We start from the raw sequence: 16272 nt of genomic DNA on the forward strand, positions 1-16272 counted from the left end.
ATCTTGCTGGCTCCTGCGCTGCATAGCGCATCAATTGGCGACAGGAAACCGGCGCAGACGTGACAATGCGGATTTGGCCAAAAAGTCGCGCATCTTGCGGCAGGACAGCCATTTGCGCCTGATAAGACCGGCCCGCCTTGCTTTTTTAATTGTTCGGCGGCTTGCTTATCGGCCATACTTCCCGCCATGCGCTTTCCTGGGCTAGCGGGCTTTTCTTCGACGCGCTTTGTTTTCCCGCCCGGCCGGGCCTGCCGGGCGATTCTTCCGGCCCTTCTGATGTTGGCATCGGGGCACGCCGCCGCGGACGAGGTGAAGGTCTGGGCGACGGGCGCCTACTCCTTCTCCGACGAGCTTGGTGGCTTCCGCATCACCGGAGCCTCCGGCATCGGAACCAAGGACGATCCGCTGGTCATCACCGAGGAGCTGAATTCGGCAACACCCGTGACGCTGACCATCCGCACGACAAGGCCGATCGAGACATTCGGCAAGGCGGGCGAATTCGCCAATGGCATCATGTATATGCGCATCAACGTGCTCAACAACAGCGGCCAGGCCTGGATCGAATTCCAGTTCGAGCTTCAGGAGATACTGGATCAGCCGAGCGTGTTTGGTGATGGGCTGTCTTTCGACCAGCGCAACAAGACGCCGGACAATATCTGGTCGAGCAATTTCGCCGATTTCGACCGCGACTTCGAACCCTATGACCGGCTGCTGTTCAAGAACGGCAAGGTCGACCCGCTGAAGACCGTCAGCTTCGAGTTCCTGATGACGGATTACACGCCACGCTGGACCTTTTATCTGGTGCAGGATCCGCGCATCCCGACGGGATAGGGCAAGCCGCCGGTCTTGCAAATTTCGGCCATGGGGACGAATGTGCGCGCCATGACTGCCGCCTCCCCCAACAGCCCGACCGATATTGCCGACATCCTGGCCTTCTATGCCAGCGCCGGTGTCGATGAGGCGTTGGAAGACGCCCCGGTGAACCGCTTCGCCGAGGCGGCGCCGAAGCCTGTCGAACGCGCACCGGCACCAGTGGCGCCCGCTCGCGAGGACACGGCGCCCGAACGGCCAGCGGCACCGCCCGGGCTGGATGCAAGCAAGGTGCCGGATGCGCCACCGGCGCGTTCATCGGTCGCCGCGGTGCCAGACGAAGCCCAGGCGGCGCTCGCGCGCCAGATGGCGACGACGGCAACGACCCTGGACGAGTTGCGCCAGCACATGGCTGCCTTCGACGGCTGCAATCTCAAGGCCACCGCCAAGAACCTGGTGTTCGCCGACGGCAACCCGGAGGCCGCGGTGATGCTGGTGGGCGAAGCGCCGGGCCGCGACGAGGACATTGAGGGGCTGCCCTTCGTCGGCCGTTCGGGGCGGCTGCTCGATCGCATGCTGGCCGCGATCGGGCTCGACCGCACCTCGGTCTACATTGCCAACGTCATCCCGTGGCGGCCGCCGGGCAACCGCACGCCGACGCCGCACGAGACGGAAATCTGCAGGCCGTTCATCGAGCGGCAGATCGAACTGGTCAATCCCAAGGTGTTGATCAATCTCGGTGGACCATCGGCCAAGACGTTGCTCAACACCTCGGAAGGCATTTTGCGGCTGCGCGGCAACTGGCGTGTCCACACGACCGCCTCCGGCATCGCCATTCCAGCCATGCCGACGCTGCATCCGGCCTATCTCCTGCGAACGCCCGCTCACAAGAAGCTGGCGTGGCGGGATTTTCTCGAGGTAAAGGCGAAGCTGCGGACGCTCTCCTAGCGATAACCTCGGAGGTAATTGAAATCGCTGTGCCGCCGCCTTAATCCTGACCCATGACATCAGCCCAAACCTCCGCCGGCAGTCTCATCCGCGAATGGCGCACGCGCCGCCGCATGTCCCAGCTCGACCTCGCCACGGAAGCCGAAATCTCGCAGCGGCATCTAAGCTTTGTCGAGAGCGGGCGCGCCGCGCCGTCGCGCGACATGGTGCTGCATCTGGCGGAGCAGCTTTCGATCCCGCTGAGGCAACGCAACCAGCTGCTGCTGGCCGCAGGTTTCGCGCCGAGCTTCAGCGAACGGCCGCTCGGCGACACGACCTTGGCACCGGCGATGGCGGCGGTCGAGATTGTGCTCAAAGGACATGAGCCCTTCCCGGCGCTGGCGGTGGACCGGCACTGGAACCTGGTTTCAGCAAACGCCGCGATCGCTCCTTTCCTTGCCGATGTCAGCGAGGCTTCGCTGCTGGCACCACCGGTCAACGTGCTTCGCCTTTCCCTGCATCCCGGCGGCATCGCACCGCGCATCGTCAACCTCGCGGAATGGCGCACGCACCTGCTTGAGCGTCTCAAGCACCAGAACGATGCCAGCGGCGACCCGGTGCTGGTCGAACTGGAGCGCGAGCTGCGAACCTATCCGTCCGGGCTGAAGGGCAGCAGGCCAACACCGGTCGAGCCCAATGCCATCGTGCATCCGCTTCGGCTTGCCCATGGCGATCAAGTGCTATCGTTCATCAGCACCATCACCGTCTTCGGCACGCCGCTCGACGTGACCTTGTCGGAACTGGCGATCGAATCTTTCTTTCCGGCCGACGAGCAGACCCGCGCGGTGCTGGTGCGGCTGGCCAAGGAGCGGTCGGAACGGTCCTGATCAGCCTTGAGGCAGTGTTACCTTGCGCGTTCGCGTGCGCTCCAGGCCCAGTTGCCGCTCGCGCCAGATGATGAAGATGCCGGCGGCTACCACGATCGCACCGCCAAGCAGCGTGTTGAGCGAGGTCACGTCGGAGAAAATGAAATAGCCGACGACGACGCCGAGGATCATCGAGGTGTATTCGAACGGCGCCACTACCGAGGCCTCGGCATGGCGGTAGGCCGAGGTCATCAGGATCTGGCCAAGGCCGCCGCAGAAGCCGGCCATGATGAGCAGCGCCGCTTGCGCCGGCGCCAGAGCTTGCCAGCCGAAAGGCAGCGTCAGCAGCGAGAGCACGCTCGCCGTCGACGAGAACCATAACACGATGGTCGCCGTCTTCTCCGTCTGCACGAGATTGCGCACGAGCAGCATGGCGACAGCCGAGATCGCCGCCGCCACCAGCGCGGCCATCACGCCCAGCACCTCCTGGTCGTCGAGCGCTTCATCCGAGTTGAGCAGGGTCAGTTCCGGCCAGGAAATGACGAGCACGCCAATGAGACCGACGGCGACAGCGCTCCAGCGATAGATACGGATCGACTCGCCAAGGAAGATCGAGGAGAACACCACGACCAGCAGCGGCTGTGCGTAGTTCAAGGTGATCGCCTCCGGCAGCGGCAGCCTGGTGAGCGCGAAGAAGCCAAGCCCCATGGCGCCGACGCCGACAACGCCGCGCGCGACATGGTTGAAGGGACGTTTGGTGACGAATGCCGTCGCCAGCTGTCCCTTCAACGCCAGGAAGGCAATGATCGGAAAGATGGCGAAGAAGGAGCGGAAGAAGACGATCTGTCCCGCCGGCACGTCGCCGGCCGCCTTGATGCAGGTTTGCATGCCGACAAAAACCGCGACGGACACGATCTTGAGGGCGATGCCCCTCAGCGTGCCGTGGCCGGCCGTCGTTCCTGGTTCCACCCCTGACGTCACGCTGGCGATACGCTCCTGATCGCGGCCCAGATGCGCGCCGGCGTCGCCGGCATCTCGATATGCCTGATGCCATAGGCGCGCCACAGCGCGTCGGTGACGGCGTTGAGCGCCGCCGGTGTCGAGCCGATCGTGCCGGCCTCGCCGGCGCCCTTGATGCCCAGCGCATTGGTGGTCGAAGGCACGTTCCGGGTCTCGAATTGGAAGAACGGGACATTGTCGGCGCGCGGCATGGCGTAGTCCATGAAGCTCGCCGTCAAGAGTTGCCCATCATCGCCATGGATGGTGTTCTCGGTCAGCGCCTGACCGATGCCTTGCACGACGCCGCCATGCACCTGGCCGGCAAGCAGGATCGGATTAACGGTGACGCCGAAATCGTCGACGATGGTGTAACGGACAATCTCGGTCGCGCCGGTATCGGGATCGATCTCGACCTCGCATATATGGGTGCCGTTCGGATAGGTGCACTCGTCCTGCACGAACTCACCGAACCCCTTGAGGTCATCAGGCGTCTTCGCAGCCTTGGCGATGCTCGAGAAATCGATGCTCCTGTCGGTGCCGACGATACGGGCAACGCCATCGAACAGTTCGATATCGCCGGCCGAGGCCTCAAGCTCGTCGGCGGCGATGCGCTTGATCTTGTTGGCCAGATCCTCGCCCGCGCGGGACGCCGATACACCCCCCAGCGGAATGGAGCGCGAGCCGCCGGTGCCGCCGCCCGCCTTCAATTCGTCGGTGTCGCCCTGGCGGACATGGACCTTGTCGATGTCGAGATTGAGTTTTTCCGACAGGAACTGCGCATAGGCGGTGGCATGCCCCTGGCCGTTGGTCTGGGTGCCGATCTTCAACGTCACCGTGCCGTCGCCATTGAGCTCGACAAAGGCCGGTTCGGAGCCCGGAAAGGCGCAGGCCTCGATATAGGTCGCCATGCCGATGCCGCGGATCTTGCCGCCGGTCTTGGACTGTTCCAGCCGCCGCGGGAACGCCTTCCACTCAGACCGTTCGATGGCACGGTCCATATGCCCTTCGAATTCGCCATTGTCGTAGAGCCGGCCGGTCTGCGTGCGGTAGGGAAACTGCGCGGGCCGGATGAAGTTGCGGCGGCGGATTTCTTCGACAGGCAGGCCGAGATCATGCGCGCAGGCATCGACCAGCTTCTCCAACAGGAACGCCGCCTCGGGACGCCCGGCGCCGCGATAGGCGTCGACCGGGCAAGTGTTGGTGTAGAGGCCGGTCACCGAGACATCGAGCGCCCTGATATCATAGACGCCGGTCGACATGGTGATGCCGACATAGGGAATGAAAGGGCCATATTGCGAGACATAGGCGCCGATATTGGCGAGCAGCTCGACCCTCATGCCAAGAAAGCGCCCATCCTTGTCGAGCGCCATCTCGGCCGTCACCGCGTTGTCGCGGCCCTGCGCGTCGGTGAGGAAATGTTCGGTGCGGTCGCCGGCCCACTTCACCGGGCGGCCAAGCCGCTTCGCCGCCTCGAGCACCAGCGGATATTCGCGGTAAACGAAGCTCTTCGGCCCGAAACCGCCGCCGACATCGGGCGTGATGACGCGCAGCTGGTCCTTCTTGATCTTGAACACGCTGGCCAGGATATACTGCATGGAATGCACGCCCTGCGACCCGGTGGTCAGCACGAAGCGGTCTTCCCCGGCATTCCATTCGCCGATCGCCGAGCGCGGCTCCATATAGTTGCAGACGAGCCGGTTGTTGATGAATTCGATGCGGGTGACGTGAGCGGCCCCGGCGAAAGCCGCGTCCGTCTTTTTCCTATCGCCCATATGATAGGTGAAGGCGCGGTTGGAGCCGAGTTCCGGCCAGACCAGCGGCGTGCCTTCGGCAAGCGCCGTCGCGGTGCCGGAGGCGGCGTCCTCGCCGTCATAATCGACCTCGATCAGTTCGGCGGCATCCTGCGCCAAGGCACGGCTGTCGGCGACGACAAAGGCAACCGCATCGCCGACATAGTTGACGCGGTCCCGGCACAGGATAGGAATGTCGCGCGTCGGCGCTTTGGTGCCGTCCGGCTGTGCCTGCATGACGCCAGACTTGAGATCGCGCAGATGGGGGAGATCCTTGCCGGTCAGCACCAGATGGACGCCGGGTGCCGTCTTCGCCGCGTCGATCGAGCCGATGGTGAAGCTCGCCTTGGCGATCGGCGAGCGCAGGACATAGCCGTGCAGGACGCCGGCCGGCTGGATATCATCGGTATAGCGGCCCAGCCCCTGGATGAAGGCGGCATCCTCGCGCCGCAGCACGGAAGCGCCCATGCCGAATTTCGGTGTGACGACGGTCATGACTGCCTCGCGCGGATGTGGAGAAGGAATGCCTGAAATAGGCATCGGCCGAGTTTTGTCGAGGGACCATTTCGTGTAAAGAGCGCGGACTTCAAATTTCTTGGACCAGCGAGAATTCCGCGTCCAAAGCAATCGACAGGAAAAACAACGGAATGCGCACGGACACCGGCCAGGTCTTCAAGCTCGAAGACTATCGCCCCAACGACTATCTCATTCCGCAGACCAACCTCACCTTCCGCCTTTCGCCCGAGGCCACGATCGTCACCGCGACACTGACGGTCGAACGTCGCGACGGCGTAGCCGCGACCGCGCCATTGGTGCTCGACGGCGACGGGCTGACGCTCAAGCGCATCGAGATCGACGGCAAGAAGGCAAAACCGGCAGACCTTCTGGTGACGCCTGACCAGCTCACTATTCTCATGCCGCCGGCCGCGCGCCGCTTCCAGCTGCTGATCGAGACCGAACTGGCCCCTGCGGTCAACGAGGCCCTGATGGGTCTCTATCGCTCGAACAACGTCTATTGCACGCAATGCGAGGCCGAGGGCTTTCGCCGCATCACCTATTTCCTCGATCGCCCCGACATCCTGTCCGTCTACACGGTGCGGATCGAGGCGCTGCGCGACGAGGCACCGCTGCTCCTGTCCAATGGCAATCCGGGAGACAAGGGCGACGTCGGCGACGGTTGGCACTATGCCGTCTGGCATGACCCCTTCCCCAAGCCGTCCTACCTGTTCGCGCTGGTGGCCGGCAATCTCGGCCAGGTCGCCGACAGTTTCGTCACGATGTCGGGCCGCGAGGTCGAACTCGGCATCTATGTCGAGCGCGGCAAGGAGAAGCTGGCCGGCTACGCCATGGACGCCCTGAAGCGGTCGATGCGATGGGACGAGGAGGCGTTTGGCCGCGAATACGACCTCGACGTCTTCAACATCGTTGCCGTGTCCGACTTCAACATGGGGGCGATGGAGAACAAGGGGCTCAACATCTTCAACGACAAATATGTGCTGGCCGACCAGGAGACGGCGACGGACGCCGATTTCGCCAACATCGAAGCGATCATCGCGCATGAGTATTTCCACAATTGGACAGGTAACAGAATCACTTGCCGCGACTGGTTCCAGCTTTGCCTGAAGGAAGGGCTGACGGTCTTCCGCGACCATGAATTCTCCGCCGACCAGCGCTCGCGCGCGGTCAAGCGCATCGCTGAGGTGCGCACGCTGCGCGCCCACCAGTTTCCCGAGGATCAGGGCCCGCTGGCGCATCCGGTCCGGCCGCGCCGATACCGCGAGATCAACAATTTCTACACGGCGACGGTCTACGAAAAGGGTTCCGAAGTGGTGCGCATGATCCGCACCATCCTGGGGGCAGATGCCTTCCGCGCCGGCATGGACCTGTATTTCGACCGGCATGACGGCGAAGCGGCGACCATTGAGGATTTCATCAAGGTGTTCGAGGATGCCTCGGGCCGCGACCTGTCGCAGTTCGCGCTCTGGTATCATCAGGCAGGCACGCCCAATCTGACCGTGAGTTCGACGCACAATGCGGCTGCCCAGGAATTCACGCTCGAAATCGAGCAGTCGGTGCCGCCGACCCCCTCCGAAAGCCGCAAGCGGCTGATGCATATTCCGCTCGCCTTCGGGCTGATCGGCGCCGGCGGCAAGCCTGTCGCGTATAGCGGCGTCGAGGGCGCCAGCGTCGAGGACGGCGTCATCCATCTGCGCAAGCGCCGCCACATGGTGCGGTTCTCGGGTGTTGCGGAACGTCCGGCGGTGTCGCTCAACCGCGGCTTTTCGGCGCCGGTGACGCTGTCGGTCGAGCAGAAGGCCGACGACCAGTTCTTCCTCGCCCGCCATGACAGTGATGCCTTCTCGCGCTGGCAGGCGTTCAACACGCTGCTCACCGATGCGCTGATCGCTGCCTTCCGTGAGTTTCTTGGCGGCAAGCAGCCGGTCTTCGCGACACGGCTTGTCGAACTCGCCGGCAGCATCGCCGCCGATGAGATGCTGGAACCTGCCTACCGGGCGCTGGCGCTGGCACTGCCCGGCGATGCCGACATCGCCCGCGACATCGGCAGGAATATCGACCCCGACGCCATTCACGCGGCCCGTGAGGCGCTGGCGCTGGCAATCGCCACCGCCAATGGCGCGGCATTTTCCAGCCTCTACCACAGCCTCGCGGACAAGGCTGCGTTCAGCCCGGATGCGGCCAGCGCGGGACGACGCGCCTTGCGCAACATTTTACTGGATTATCTCTCGCTGCTGCCGGGCGGAGCAGCATTGGCGGCCGGGCATTTCCAGTCCGCCACCAACATGACCGACCGCGCGTCCGCCCTTGCCGTGCTTGCGTATCGCCACCATGGTTCGCCGGAGGCAAACAAGGCGCTGGCGGCTTTCGAGAAAAAGTACGCGTCCGACCCGCTGGTCATGGACAAATGGTTCCAGATCCAGGCCGGCGTGCCGGGGCCGCAGGCTGTGGACACGGTTCGGGCGCTAACCGCTCATGCGGCCTTCTCGATGGGCAATCCAAACCGGGTGCGCTCACTGATCGGCACATTCTCCAGCGCCAACCAGACCGGCTTCCACCGCGCCGATGGCGAAGGCTACCGGTTTTTCGCGCAGACGGTGCTCGAGGTCGAAAAGCGCAACCCGCAAGTGGCGGCAAGGCTGGCGACGGCACTGCGGTCGTGGCGCTCGCTCGAACCGGGCCGGCAGGCCAAGGCCCGGGAAGCGCTGCTTTCGATCGCCAGCGCCGAAAACCTGTCGGCGGATCTGCGCGATATCGTCGAGCGCACGCTGGCCTAGGTACCCCTTGCCTTCTCCCATGCGGGGAGAAGGCCCGAGCCGTCGCGCCTCCAAAACCGATTATTTTAGTCGATTTTTAATCTTTTTTCGCCGAGCCACTGGACAAGGCGAATCACGTTTGATTCTTTACTGACGATTCGGAAGTGCGGCGTTTGCCGGATCACAAAGCAGCATAGGCAATTCGGGGAGTGCCATTTATGGCGAAGGCGGACGCGTGGGGCGCGCCCGGTGGGATGGTTTTTGCGCGTCGCGAGACGCGCAGCGACGGCCTTGCCGGGAATACGCGGCTCATTGCCGAACCGGCCTACAAGCGGCTCCTGGCCGCCGAACCGCTGCTGCGCCGTTCGATACCGGCCCTCATCATCATCTTCCTGCTCGTCATCGCGGCGCTTCGCGTGCTGTCGCTGATGAACGAACGCGACGATGTCGAGCGCGACGCCAAGGCGATCCTGACGCTGGCGGCGGGCCAATTGGCCAGTTCTCTGGCCACCACCTCGGACACGGTGCCCGGTGCCGTCCAGGACCTGCTGGAGACCACCAGCCGGCAGGGCGCGATGGGCCGCAGCCATGTGCTCGTCATCACCGACAGCGCCTTCCGGATCACCGCGGTGACGCCGCGCTCGATGCCGTGGCAAGGCCATTCGCTCGACGGCCTCGTCCAGGGCGGCCAACCGCTGTTCATGTTTGGCGACCGCGCCGGCGTCATGGAGGTCAATATCGGCGGCCAGGACTGGTACGCCGCGGTCAGCGTTGCCAAGGATCGGAAGGGAGCCGCGGCAGCGCTGGTGCCGCAAGAAGCTGTGTTCGACACATGGCGCAAGACCGTCTCGCTGAACGTCACCCTGTTCGTGCTGACGGCCGGCGTGCTGATCATCATCCTCTACGCCTATTTCGGGCAGGCGGCGCGCGCCCAGGCGGCCGACCGCATCTATCTCGAAGCGCATCAGCGCATTGACATGGCCCTGGTGCGCGGCCGCTGCGGCCTGTGGGACTGGGACATGGTGCGCGGCAAGATGTACTGGTCGCGTTCCATGTACGACATGCTGGGCTACGAGCCCTGCGAGACGATGCTGTCCTTCGGCGAGGTCGACGAGATCATCCATCCCGAAGACGGCGACCTGTTCGAGCTCGCCAACAGAATTGTCGCCCGCGAGATCGACCATATCGACCAGGTGTTCCGGATGCGGCATGCCGATGGCCAATGGGTGTGGATGCGCGCCCGTGCGCAGGTCATGGATCCGGAAGCGCCGGAAATCCAGCTAATCGGCATCGCCGTCGACGTCACCGAACAGCGCCATCTGGCCCTGCGTTCGGAGGCGGCCGATCTTCGGCTGAGGACCGCGATCGAGAACATCAACGAATCCTTCGTGCTGTGGGATTCGGCGCGGCGGCTGATCATGTGCAACTCCAAATACCAGCAGGACAACGGGCTGTAGGATCGCGACGTGATGCCGGGTGTGACTCGCGCTTCGCTGGAAGAGCGGATGCTGGCCTTCGCTTCCGAGCGCCGGCTTGCCAACACCAATGGTCCGCAAGGCGGCGCCACTTTCGAGCGGCAGCTGTCCGACGGCCGCTGGCTGCAGGTCAATGAACTGAGGACCCGGGATGGCGGCATCGTCTCGGTCGGCTCCGACATCACCCAGATCAAGCTGCACCAGGAGAAGCTGGTCGACAGCGAGCGGCGGCTGATGGCGACGATCCATGACCTGAGCCTCGCCCGCCGGGCCGAAGAGGAACGGTCGCGCGAACTCGTAGACCTCAACCGCAAATACATGAAGGAAACCGAGCGCGCCGAGGCGGCGAACCGGGCCAAATCCGAATTCCTGGCCAACATGTCGCATGAATTGCGCACGCCGCTGAACGCCATCATAGGCTTCTCCGAACTGATGGAACAGGGGCTGTTCGGGCCGCTGGGCTCGTCGCGCTACGAGGAGTATGCCACCGACATCAACAGCAGCGGCAAATACCTGCTCGGCGTCATCAACGACATTCTCGACATGTCCAAGATCGAGGCCGGCCAGTTCTCGCTGGACCAGGAGCAGATCGACCTCGGTCCGCTGATCAGCGAGACGGTGCGCGTCGTGTCGCTGCAGGCCGCGCAGAAGGCGATCACCGTGGAAACACGCATCGCCGACGCGCTGACGCTGATCGCCGATCGCCGGGCGATCAAGCAGATCGTCATCAACCTCCTGTCCAACGCGGTCAAGTTCACTGGCCAGGGCGGCCGCATATCGGTCAGGGCCCGCAACACATCGGGCGCGCTGATACTGACCATCGAGGACAATGGCTGCGGCATCCCGAAAGAAGCGCTCGGCAAGCTCGGCCGCCCCTTCGAACAGGTGCAGAACCAGTTCTCCAAGAACCACGCCGGATCAGGCCTTGGCCTTGCCATCTCACGCTCGCTGGCCGAGCTCCAGGGCGGCGCGCTGAAGATCCGTTCGACCGAGGGCGTCGGCACGATCGTGTCCGTGCGCATTCCGGTGAAGAAGGCGCCTCCGGCGGTCAAGGCCGCCGCCTGAGCAGCAGGCTCCGGGCGATGTCGCCGGAGCCTTGGTCAAACAATCTTATTGGACGCTGCCGTCGTCATCCGATTGGCGGTGATGACCAAAGCGATGGCCCTTCGGCAGTTCGCTCTTCTCGATCTTGCCGTCATTGTTCTTGTCGAGCATGGCGAACACCTTCTTCTCACGGCCGGTAATGTCGTCCGCGGTCAGCGTGCCGTCGCCCTTGGTGTCGTAGCGGGCGATGATGCGCCTGGCCATCCGCTCGAAGCGCGCCTTCTCCAGCGCGTCGGCGAGTTGGGCGACGGTCAGCTTGCCGCCATTGTCGGCCACGAGCTTCTTCAGCCGCGCGTTCATGGCGTCGGAAAACTGGTCGAAGGTGATGGCACCGTTTGAATCGCTCATCGCCTTGTCCAGGCGGGCCATCATGCCGTGGCGCATTTTGGCGCTGGCATTGTTTTCGGCATAGGCGGTGGTGCCGACAGCGCCGGCGAGCGCTGCGAAGGCAAGGGCAAGCTTGGTTGACTTTCTCATGGTCTTCTCCTGTTGCATCGTCACCCCCGATGCGGCCGGACAACCGTTTCACGGTCGTCCGGTACGAAACAAAAGATCAAAGTCCTTTCTGACCTTTTGCGACGTCTCCTTGAGATGTGCTTCCAGCACACCGAAATCCGGCAGGTCGGTAACCGCCAGAAGCAGATCCGAAAGCCCCGGCGGAACGTCGTCGCGCTCGAACGGGCCGGTGAGGCACAGCCGGGTCATCTGGGTCAGCGCCAAATAGAGTGCGAAGGCGGCACCAAGCTCCTGCCTGATCCCGGCATCGGCGAAGCCAGGCGCGAGGCGGGACAGGATCTCGGCCGTACCGGTGACACGCGGCCCGGCCTCGACCTGCCCGGTGATGACGGCGACCTGGGCGATGAATTCGAGATCGATCAGCCCGCCAGGGATCAACTTGATGTCCCAGAGGCCACGCGGGGGCTTTTCCTTCTCGATCATAGCCCGCATGTCCGCGGCCTCGGTCTTCACCTTTGCCGCGTCGCGCGGCTGGCCAAGGACGGCGGCAACTTCCGCTTCGACCTCGGCGCACAGACCGGGATCGCCGCCAATGGCGCGCGCCCGCGACAACGCCATGTGTTCCCAGGTCCAGGCCTCCTGGCGTTGGTATTTCTTGAAGGCGTCGATGTGGGTGGCCACCGGCCCCTTGTTGCCGGATGGCCGCAGCCGCAGATCGAGTTCGTAGAGCACCCCTTCCGCCGTCGGCGCCGATACGGCCGAGATCAGCCGCTGCGTCATGCGGGTGTAGTAGTGGGAAGGCGCCAGCGGCTTGTCGCCGTCGGAGTCCTCGGCGTCCGCGTCATGATCGTAGAGCAGAATGAGGTCGACATCCGATCCCGCGGTCAATTCGCGGCTGCCGAGCTTGCCCATGCCGAGCAGTGAAACCACGCCGCCGGCAATCGTGCCGTGGCGCGCCGCGAATTCGGCGGTCACCGCTTGCAACGCCGCCTCGATGGTGAGATCGGCGAGATCAGAAAAGGCCCGGCCGGCCCGGGCCGGATCGATCGAACCGGCAAGCAGCCGGACGCCGATCAGGAACTTTTGCTCCGAGGCAAAGATGCGCAGCCGGTCTAGCACCTCCTCAAAGGCCCTGTCGCCTTCAAGGAAAGCCGAGAGCCGCGCCGAGAGATAGGCGCGGTCGGGCAGTTCGGTGAGAAGCGCTGGGTCGAGCAGGCCGTCGAAAACATGCGGCCGGCGCGTGATGATCGCCGCCAGCCGGGGCGCAGCACCCATGATCGTCGCTATCAGCTTGAGCAGCGCGGGGTTCGACTGCAGCAGCGAGAACAGCTGGATGCCGGCCGGCAGACCGGCGAGGAATTCGTCGAAACGGATCAAGGCTTCGTCCGCCCGGCGCGTTTGGCCGAAGGCCTTGAGCAGCGCCGGCGTCAACTCCGTCAGCCGCTCGCGTGCTTCCGCCGACCGGGTGACGCGATAGCGGCCGAAATGCCAGCCGCGGATGACCCGGCAGATGTCGCTCGGCCGCTGGAAACCGAGACCCTGCAAGGTCTGCAGCGTGTTGGGGTCGTCGACATCGCCGGTGAAGACCAGATTGCCGATGCCCGCCGAAAGCTCCGGGGCAGTCTCGAACAGTGCCGCGTAATGGCGCTCGACCTGCTGCAGCGAGGCGCGGAGCGCCAGGGAGAACGCCGCCGCTTCGGCGAAGCCCAGCATATGGGCGATCCGCTCCAGCCCTTCATCGTCCTCCGGCAGCGTATGCGTCTGCTCGTCAGCCACCATCTGAACGGCATGCTCGACGCGGCGCAGAAACCAGTATTGGCGGGCAAGTGCGTCACGCGCATCAGCGGTGATCCAGCCACGCGCGGCGAGCTGGCCGAGCATCGGCACGGTTTCGCGGCCGCGCAGTTCCGGGAAGCGGCCGCCGGCGATGAGCTGCTGGGTCTGGACGAAGAACTCGATCTCGCGAATGCCGCCGCGACCGAGCTTGACGTTGTGGCCCTTCACGGCGATCTCGCCATGGCCTTTGTGCGCGTGGATCTGGCGCTTGATCGAATGGACGTCGGCAATCGCCGCGTAGTCCATGTATTTGCGCCAGATATAGGGCTGGAGTTCCCTAAGGAACGCAGCACCCGCAGCGAGATCGCCGGCCACCGGGCGCGCCTTGATCATCGCCGCACGTTCCCAGTTCTGGCCGCGCGCTTCGTAATAGCGCAGCGCCGCCTCGACCGGGATCGCCAGTGGCGTCGAACCGGGATCGGGGCGCAGCCTGAGATCGGTGCGGAAGACATAGCCGTGCTCGGTGCGGTCCTGCAGAATGCGCACCAGGCGGCGCGTCAGCCGCGAAAACAGTTCGGTGGCGTCGAGCGGATCGACGACGGCCGGCGCTTCCGGATCGAAGAAGACGACAAGATCGATGTCGGAGGAGAAATTCAGCTCATGCGCGCCGAGTTTGCCCATGCCGAGCAGGATCCAGCCCGATGGCCGCGACGGGTTGTCGAGATCCGGCAGTTTGAGCTTGCCCTGGCCATGCGCGTCGCGCAGCAGGAAGTCGACGGCCGCGCGGGTACAGGCATCGGCAAGGTCACTCAGCCGCCGCACCGTCAGCGATGTTTGCGCCTCACCGGCAAGATCGGCCAGCGCGATCAGGAAATGCGCCTCGGCCTTGCACTGGCGCAGCTCCATCATCAGGCTGGATTCGGAGATCGTCCCGGCCAGCGGCGCCTGGTCGATCGCGGCGGTGATCGCTTCCAGGCGCGCCTCGACCGGCTGGTCGAAAAGAGCATCCAGGATCCGGGGCCGGCGACGCGCCGTGTCGCGCAAAAACGGCGAGAGGTCGAAGACGGCAGCCAGGAAATCCTGGCCCTCCCCCTTGCCGGCCAGGAATTTGGCCAGCCGCGCCAGCCCTTCTTCACGTGCCGCGGTGGCGATCTCGGCCAGTTCCCGGCGCGCCCGGCCTTCGTCGAGAGGGACAAGCCCGAGCGCCGGTTTCAGCAACCAGTCCGCAACCGCAGCCATCAGTGATCCTCCCGTGTGGGGAAACTCATGACCACGGATAGTCCCGGATTGCCAGGCAAGAGATCAAGCCGTCCATAGTGGAAGGTCATGACCGCCTTGGCGAGGCTGAGGCCAAGGCCGGAGCCCGGCTGCGAACGGCTCTTCTCCAGCCGCACGAAACGTTCGGTCGCCCGGGCCCGATCGGCATCGTCCGGAATGCCCTGGCCGTTGTCGGCGACGCAAAGCCTGATCTCGCCATGCGTCCGCTCGAGCGTCACGCGAACCGCCGGCTTGGACGTTGAGTCCGTCGAATATTTGATCGCATTGTCGACGATGTTGGACAGCGCTTGGCCGATCAACTCGCGGTTGCCGTCGACGAGAAAGGCCCCATTCATCTCGGCTTCGAGCGAAACGCCGGCCTCTTCCGCCACCGGCTCGTAGAGCTCGACGACATCACGTACGGCCGCCGCCAGGTCGACGCGGTTGGTGTGTTCGGAAGAATATCCGGCCTCAAGCCGGGAGATCATCAGGATGGCATTGAAGGTCTTTATCAGCTGGTCGGACTCGGCGATGGTGCCTTCGAGCGCCTGACGGTAATCGGCGGGCTTGTGCTTGCCAGAAAGTGTCGCTTCGGCGCGGTTGCGCAGCCGGGTCAATGGCGTCTTCAGGTCATGCGCGATGTTGTCGGAAACCTGCTTGAGGCCTTCGTTGAGCGTGGCGATCCTGGCCAGCATGGAATTGAGGTTTTCCGAAAGCCGGTCGAACTCGTCACCGGCGCCGGTCACCGGCAGCCGCCCCGAGAGATCACCACCCATGATGCGACGGCTGGCCTCCGACACGCTGTCGATGCGCTTCAGCGCGGCACGGCCGACAAAGAACCAGATGAGCAGTCCGCCGAGCCCCATCATCCCGAGCGCCAGCATCAGCGCACGGCGTATGACGGCGCGAAAGCGCTCCGGTTCGCCAAGATCGCGGCCGACCAGCATGATCATCTGGTTGGGCAGACGAAGCACCAGCGCAATGGCGTTGTGCCCCTTCTCGCCTTCGGTCTGCACCGTGTTCTCGCCGGTCGAAGGCGGCGGCGTCTGGTCGGATGTTCCGCTGCGAAGGCGATCAAGCTCGCCTTCGCCAAAGCGCTTGTAGGAGAACGGCTCGGTCGTCCAACCCTCCGTGTCGATCACCCCCGGTTCGAGGCTCTGCACGTTGCCGGTCAGGATCTGGCCATTGGCATCGGCGATGAGATAGAGGTTGGCACCAGGCTGGCGGGAGCGGTTTTCGACCACGCGCACCAGCACGGGCAGGCCACCGCGCTGATAGGCGCGGGCGAGGCCCAGCACTTCATCGTTGATGGTCTCCTGCGTCTGCGCCGTCAGCATGCGGGCCGACAGCGACGTCATGTAGAAGACAAGCAGCACGGCGCAGAGCGCGAAGAGCAGAAGGTAAAGCGCCGAAAGCCGCGCTGCCGTCGTCCTCATGATGGCCGGCACGGAAAGAGCCATGCTGTCGCCTAGCTCTTTGTTGGAGCATGATCTCTGGACAAACGGAAACCGTTTGCCCGAGAAAACCGGTTCCCACTTTT

Annotated in this window: 9 protein-coding genes and 1 pseudogene; 5 read left to right on the plus strand and 5 right to left on the minus strand. The window is 64.3% G+C overall.

Annotated features, from left to right (window positions below):
- Nucleotides 1-186 precede the first annotated feature (186 nt).
- Genes AC1DPX_RS31125 through AC1DPX_RS31135 form a run of 3 tightly spaced genes read left to right on the plus strand, consistent with a single transcriptional unit; the run spans nucleotide 187 to nucleotide 2624 of the window.
- A complete protein-coding gene (locus tag AC1DPX_RS31125) occupies nucleotides 187-831 on the plus strand; it encodes a hypothetical protein (protein WP_477241583.1) in 645 nt (214 codons plus the stop codon).
- A gap of 51 nt (nucleotides 832-882) precedes the next feature.
- A complete protein-coding gene (locus AC1DPX_RS31130) occupies nucleotides 883-1758 on the plus strand; it encodes a uracil-DNA glycosylase (RefSeq protein WP_477241585.1) in 876 nt (291 codons plus the stop codon).
- Between the two features lie 53 nt (nucleotides 1759-1811).
- Nucleotides 1812-2624, plus strand: a complete 813-nt coding sequence (locus AC1DPX_RS31135) for a helix-turn-helix domain-containing protein (RefSeq protein ID WP_202355155.1) — start codon at nucleotides 1812-1814, stop codon at nucleotides 2622-2624.
- Here AC1DPX_RS31135 and AC1DPX_RS31140 read toward each other — a convergent pair whose 3' ends face one another.
- Both AC1DPX_RS31140 and AC1DPX_RS31145 read right to left on the minus strand, forming a co-directional pair.
- Nucleotides 2625-3584 carry a DMT family transporter gene (locus AC1DPX_RS31140; RefSeq protein ID WP_202355156.1) on the minus strand — a complete coding sequence of 320 codons (960 nt, stop codon included), beginning with the start codon at nucleotides 3582-3584 and terminating at the stop codon, nucleotides 2625-2627.
- Nucleotides 3581-5887 (minus strand): xanthine dehydrogenase family protein molybdopterin-binding subunit, encoded by a 2307-nt coding sequence (locus tag AC1DPX_RS31145; RefSeq protein ID WP_477241587.1) that lies wholly within the window; start codon nucleotides 5885-5887, stop codon nucleotides 3581-3583. Before AC1DPX_RS31145 ends, AC1DPX_RS31140 begins: the two co-directional genes overlap by 4 nt.
- A 152-nt stretch (nucleotides 5888-6039) precedes the next feature.
- Between AC1DPX_RS31145 and pepN the strand changes: the two genes are divergently transcribed.
- Nucleotides 6040-8685 (plus strand): aminopeptidase N, encoded by a 2646-nt coding sequence (gene pepN / locus AC1DPX_RS31150; protein ID WP_477241589.1) that lies wholly within the window; start codon nucleotides 6040-6042, stop codon nucleotides 8683-8685.
- A 197-nt stretch (nucleotides 8686-8882) separates the two neighbouring features.
- Nucleotides 8883-11204 (plus strand): annotated as a pseudogene (locus tag AC1DPX_RS31155) (PAS domain-containing sensor histidine kinase).
- Nucleotides 11205-11249: 45 nt separating this feature from the next.
- Here AC1DPX_RS31155 and AC1DPX_RS31160 read toward each other — a convergent pair.
- From AC1DPX_RS31160 to AC1DPX_RS31170, 3 genes are read right to left on the minus strand one after another with little or no spacing between them, the layout of a single operon-like run.
- Complete coding sequence (locus tag AC1DPX_RS31160; protein ID WP_202355160.1) at nucleotides 11250-11720, minus strand: EF-hand domain-containing protein; 471 nt, start codon at nucleotides 11718-11720, stop codon at nucleotides 11250-11252.
- 48 nt (nucleotides 11721-11768) lie between these two features.
- A complete protein-coding gene (locus tag AC1DPX_RS31165) occupies nucleotides 11769-14714 on the minus strand; it encodes a bifunctional [glutamine synthetase] adenylyltransferase/[glutamine synthetase]-adenylyl-L-tyrosine phosphorylase (RefSeq protein ID WP_477241591.1) in 2946 nt (981 codons plus the stop codon).
- On the minus strand, nucleotides 14714-16192 hold the full coding sequence (locus tag AC1DPX_RS31170) for a sensor histidine kinase (protein ID WP_477241593.1): 1479 nt from the start codon (nucleotides 16190-16192) through the stop codon (nucleotides 14714-14716). Before AC1DPX_RS31170 ends, AC1DPX_RS31165 begins: the two co-directional genes overlap by 1 nt.
- Nucleotides 16193-16272: the final 80 nt, after the last annotated feature.

The organism is Mesorhizobium sp. 01N446 (genome assembly GCF_056399285.1).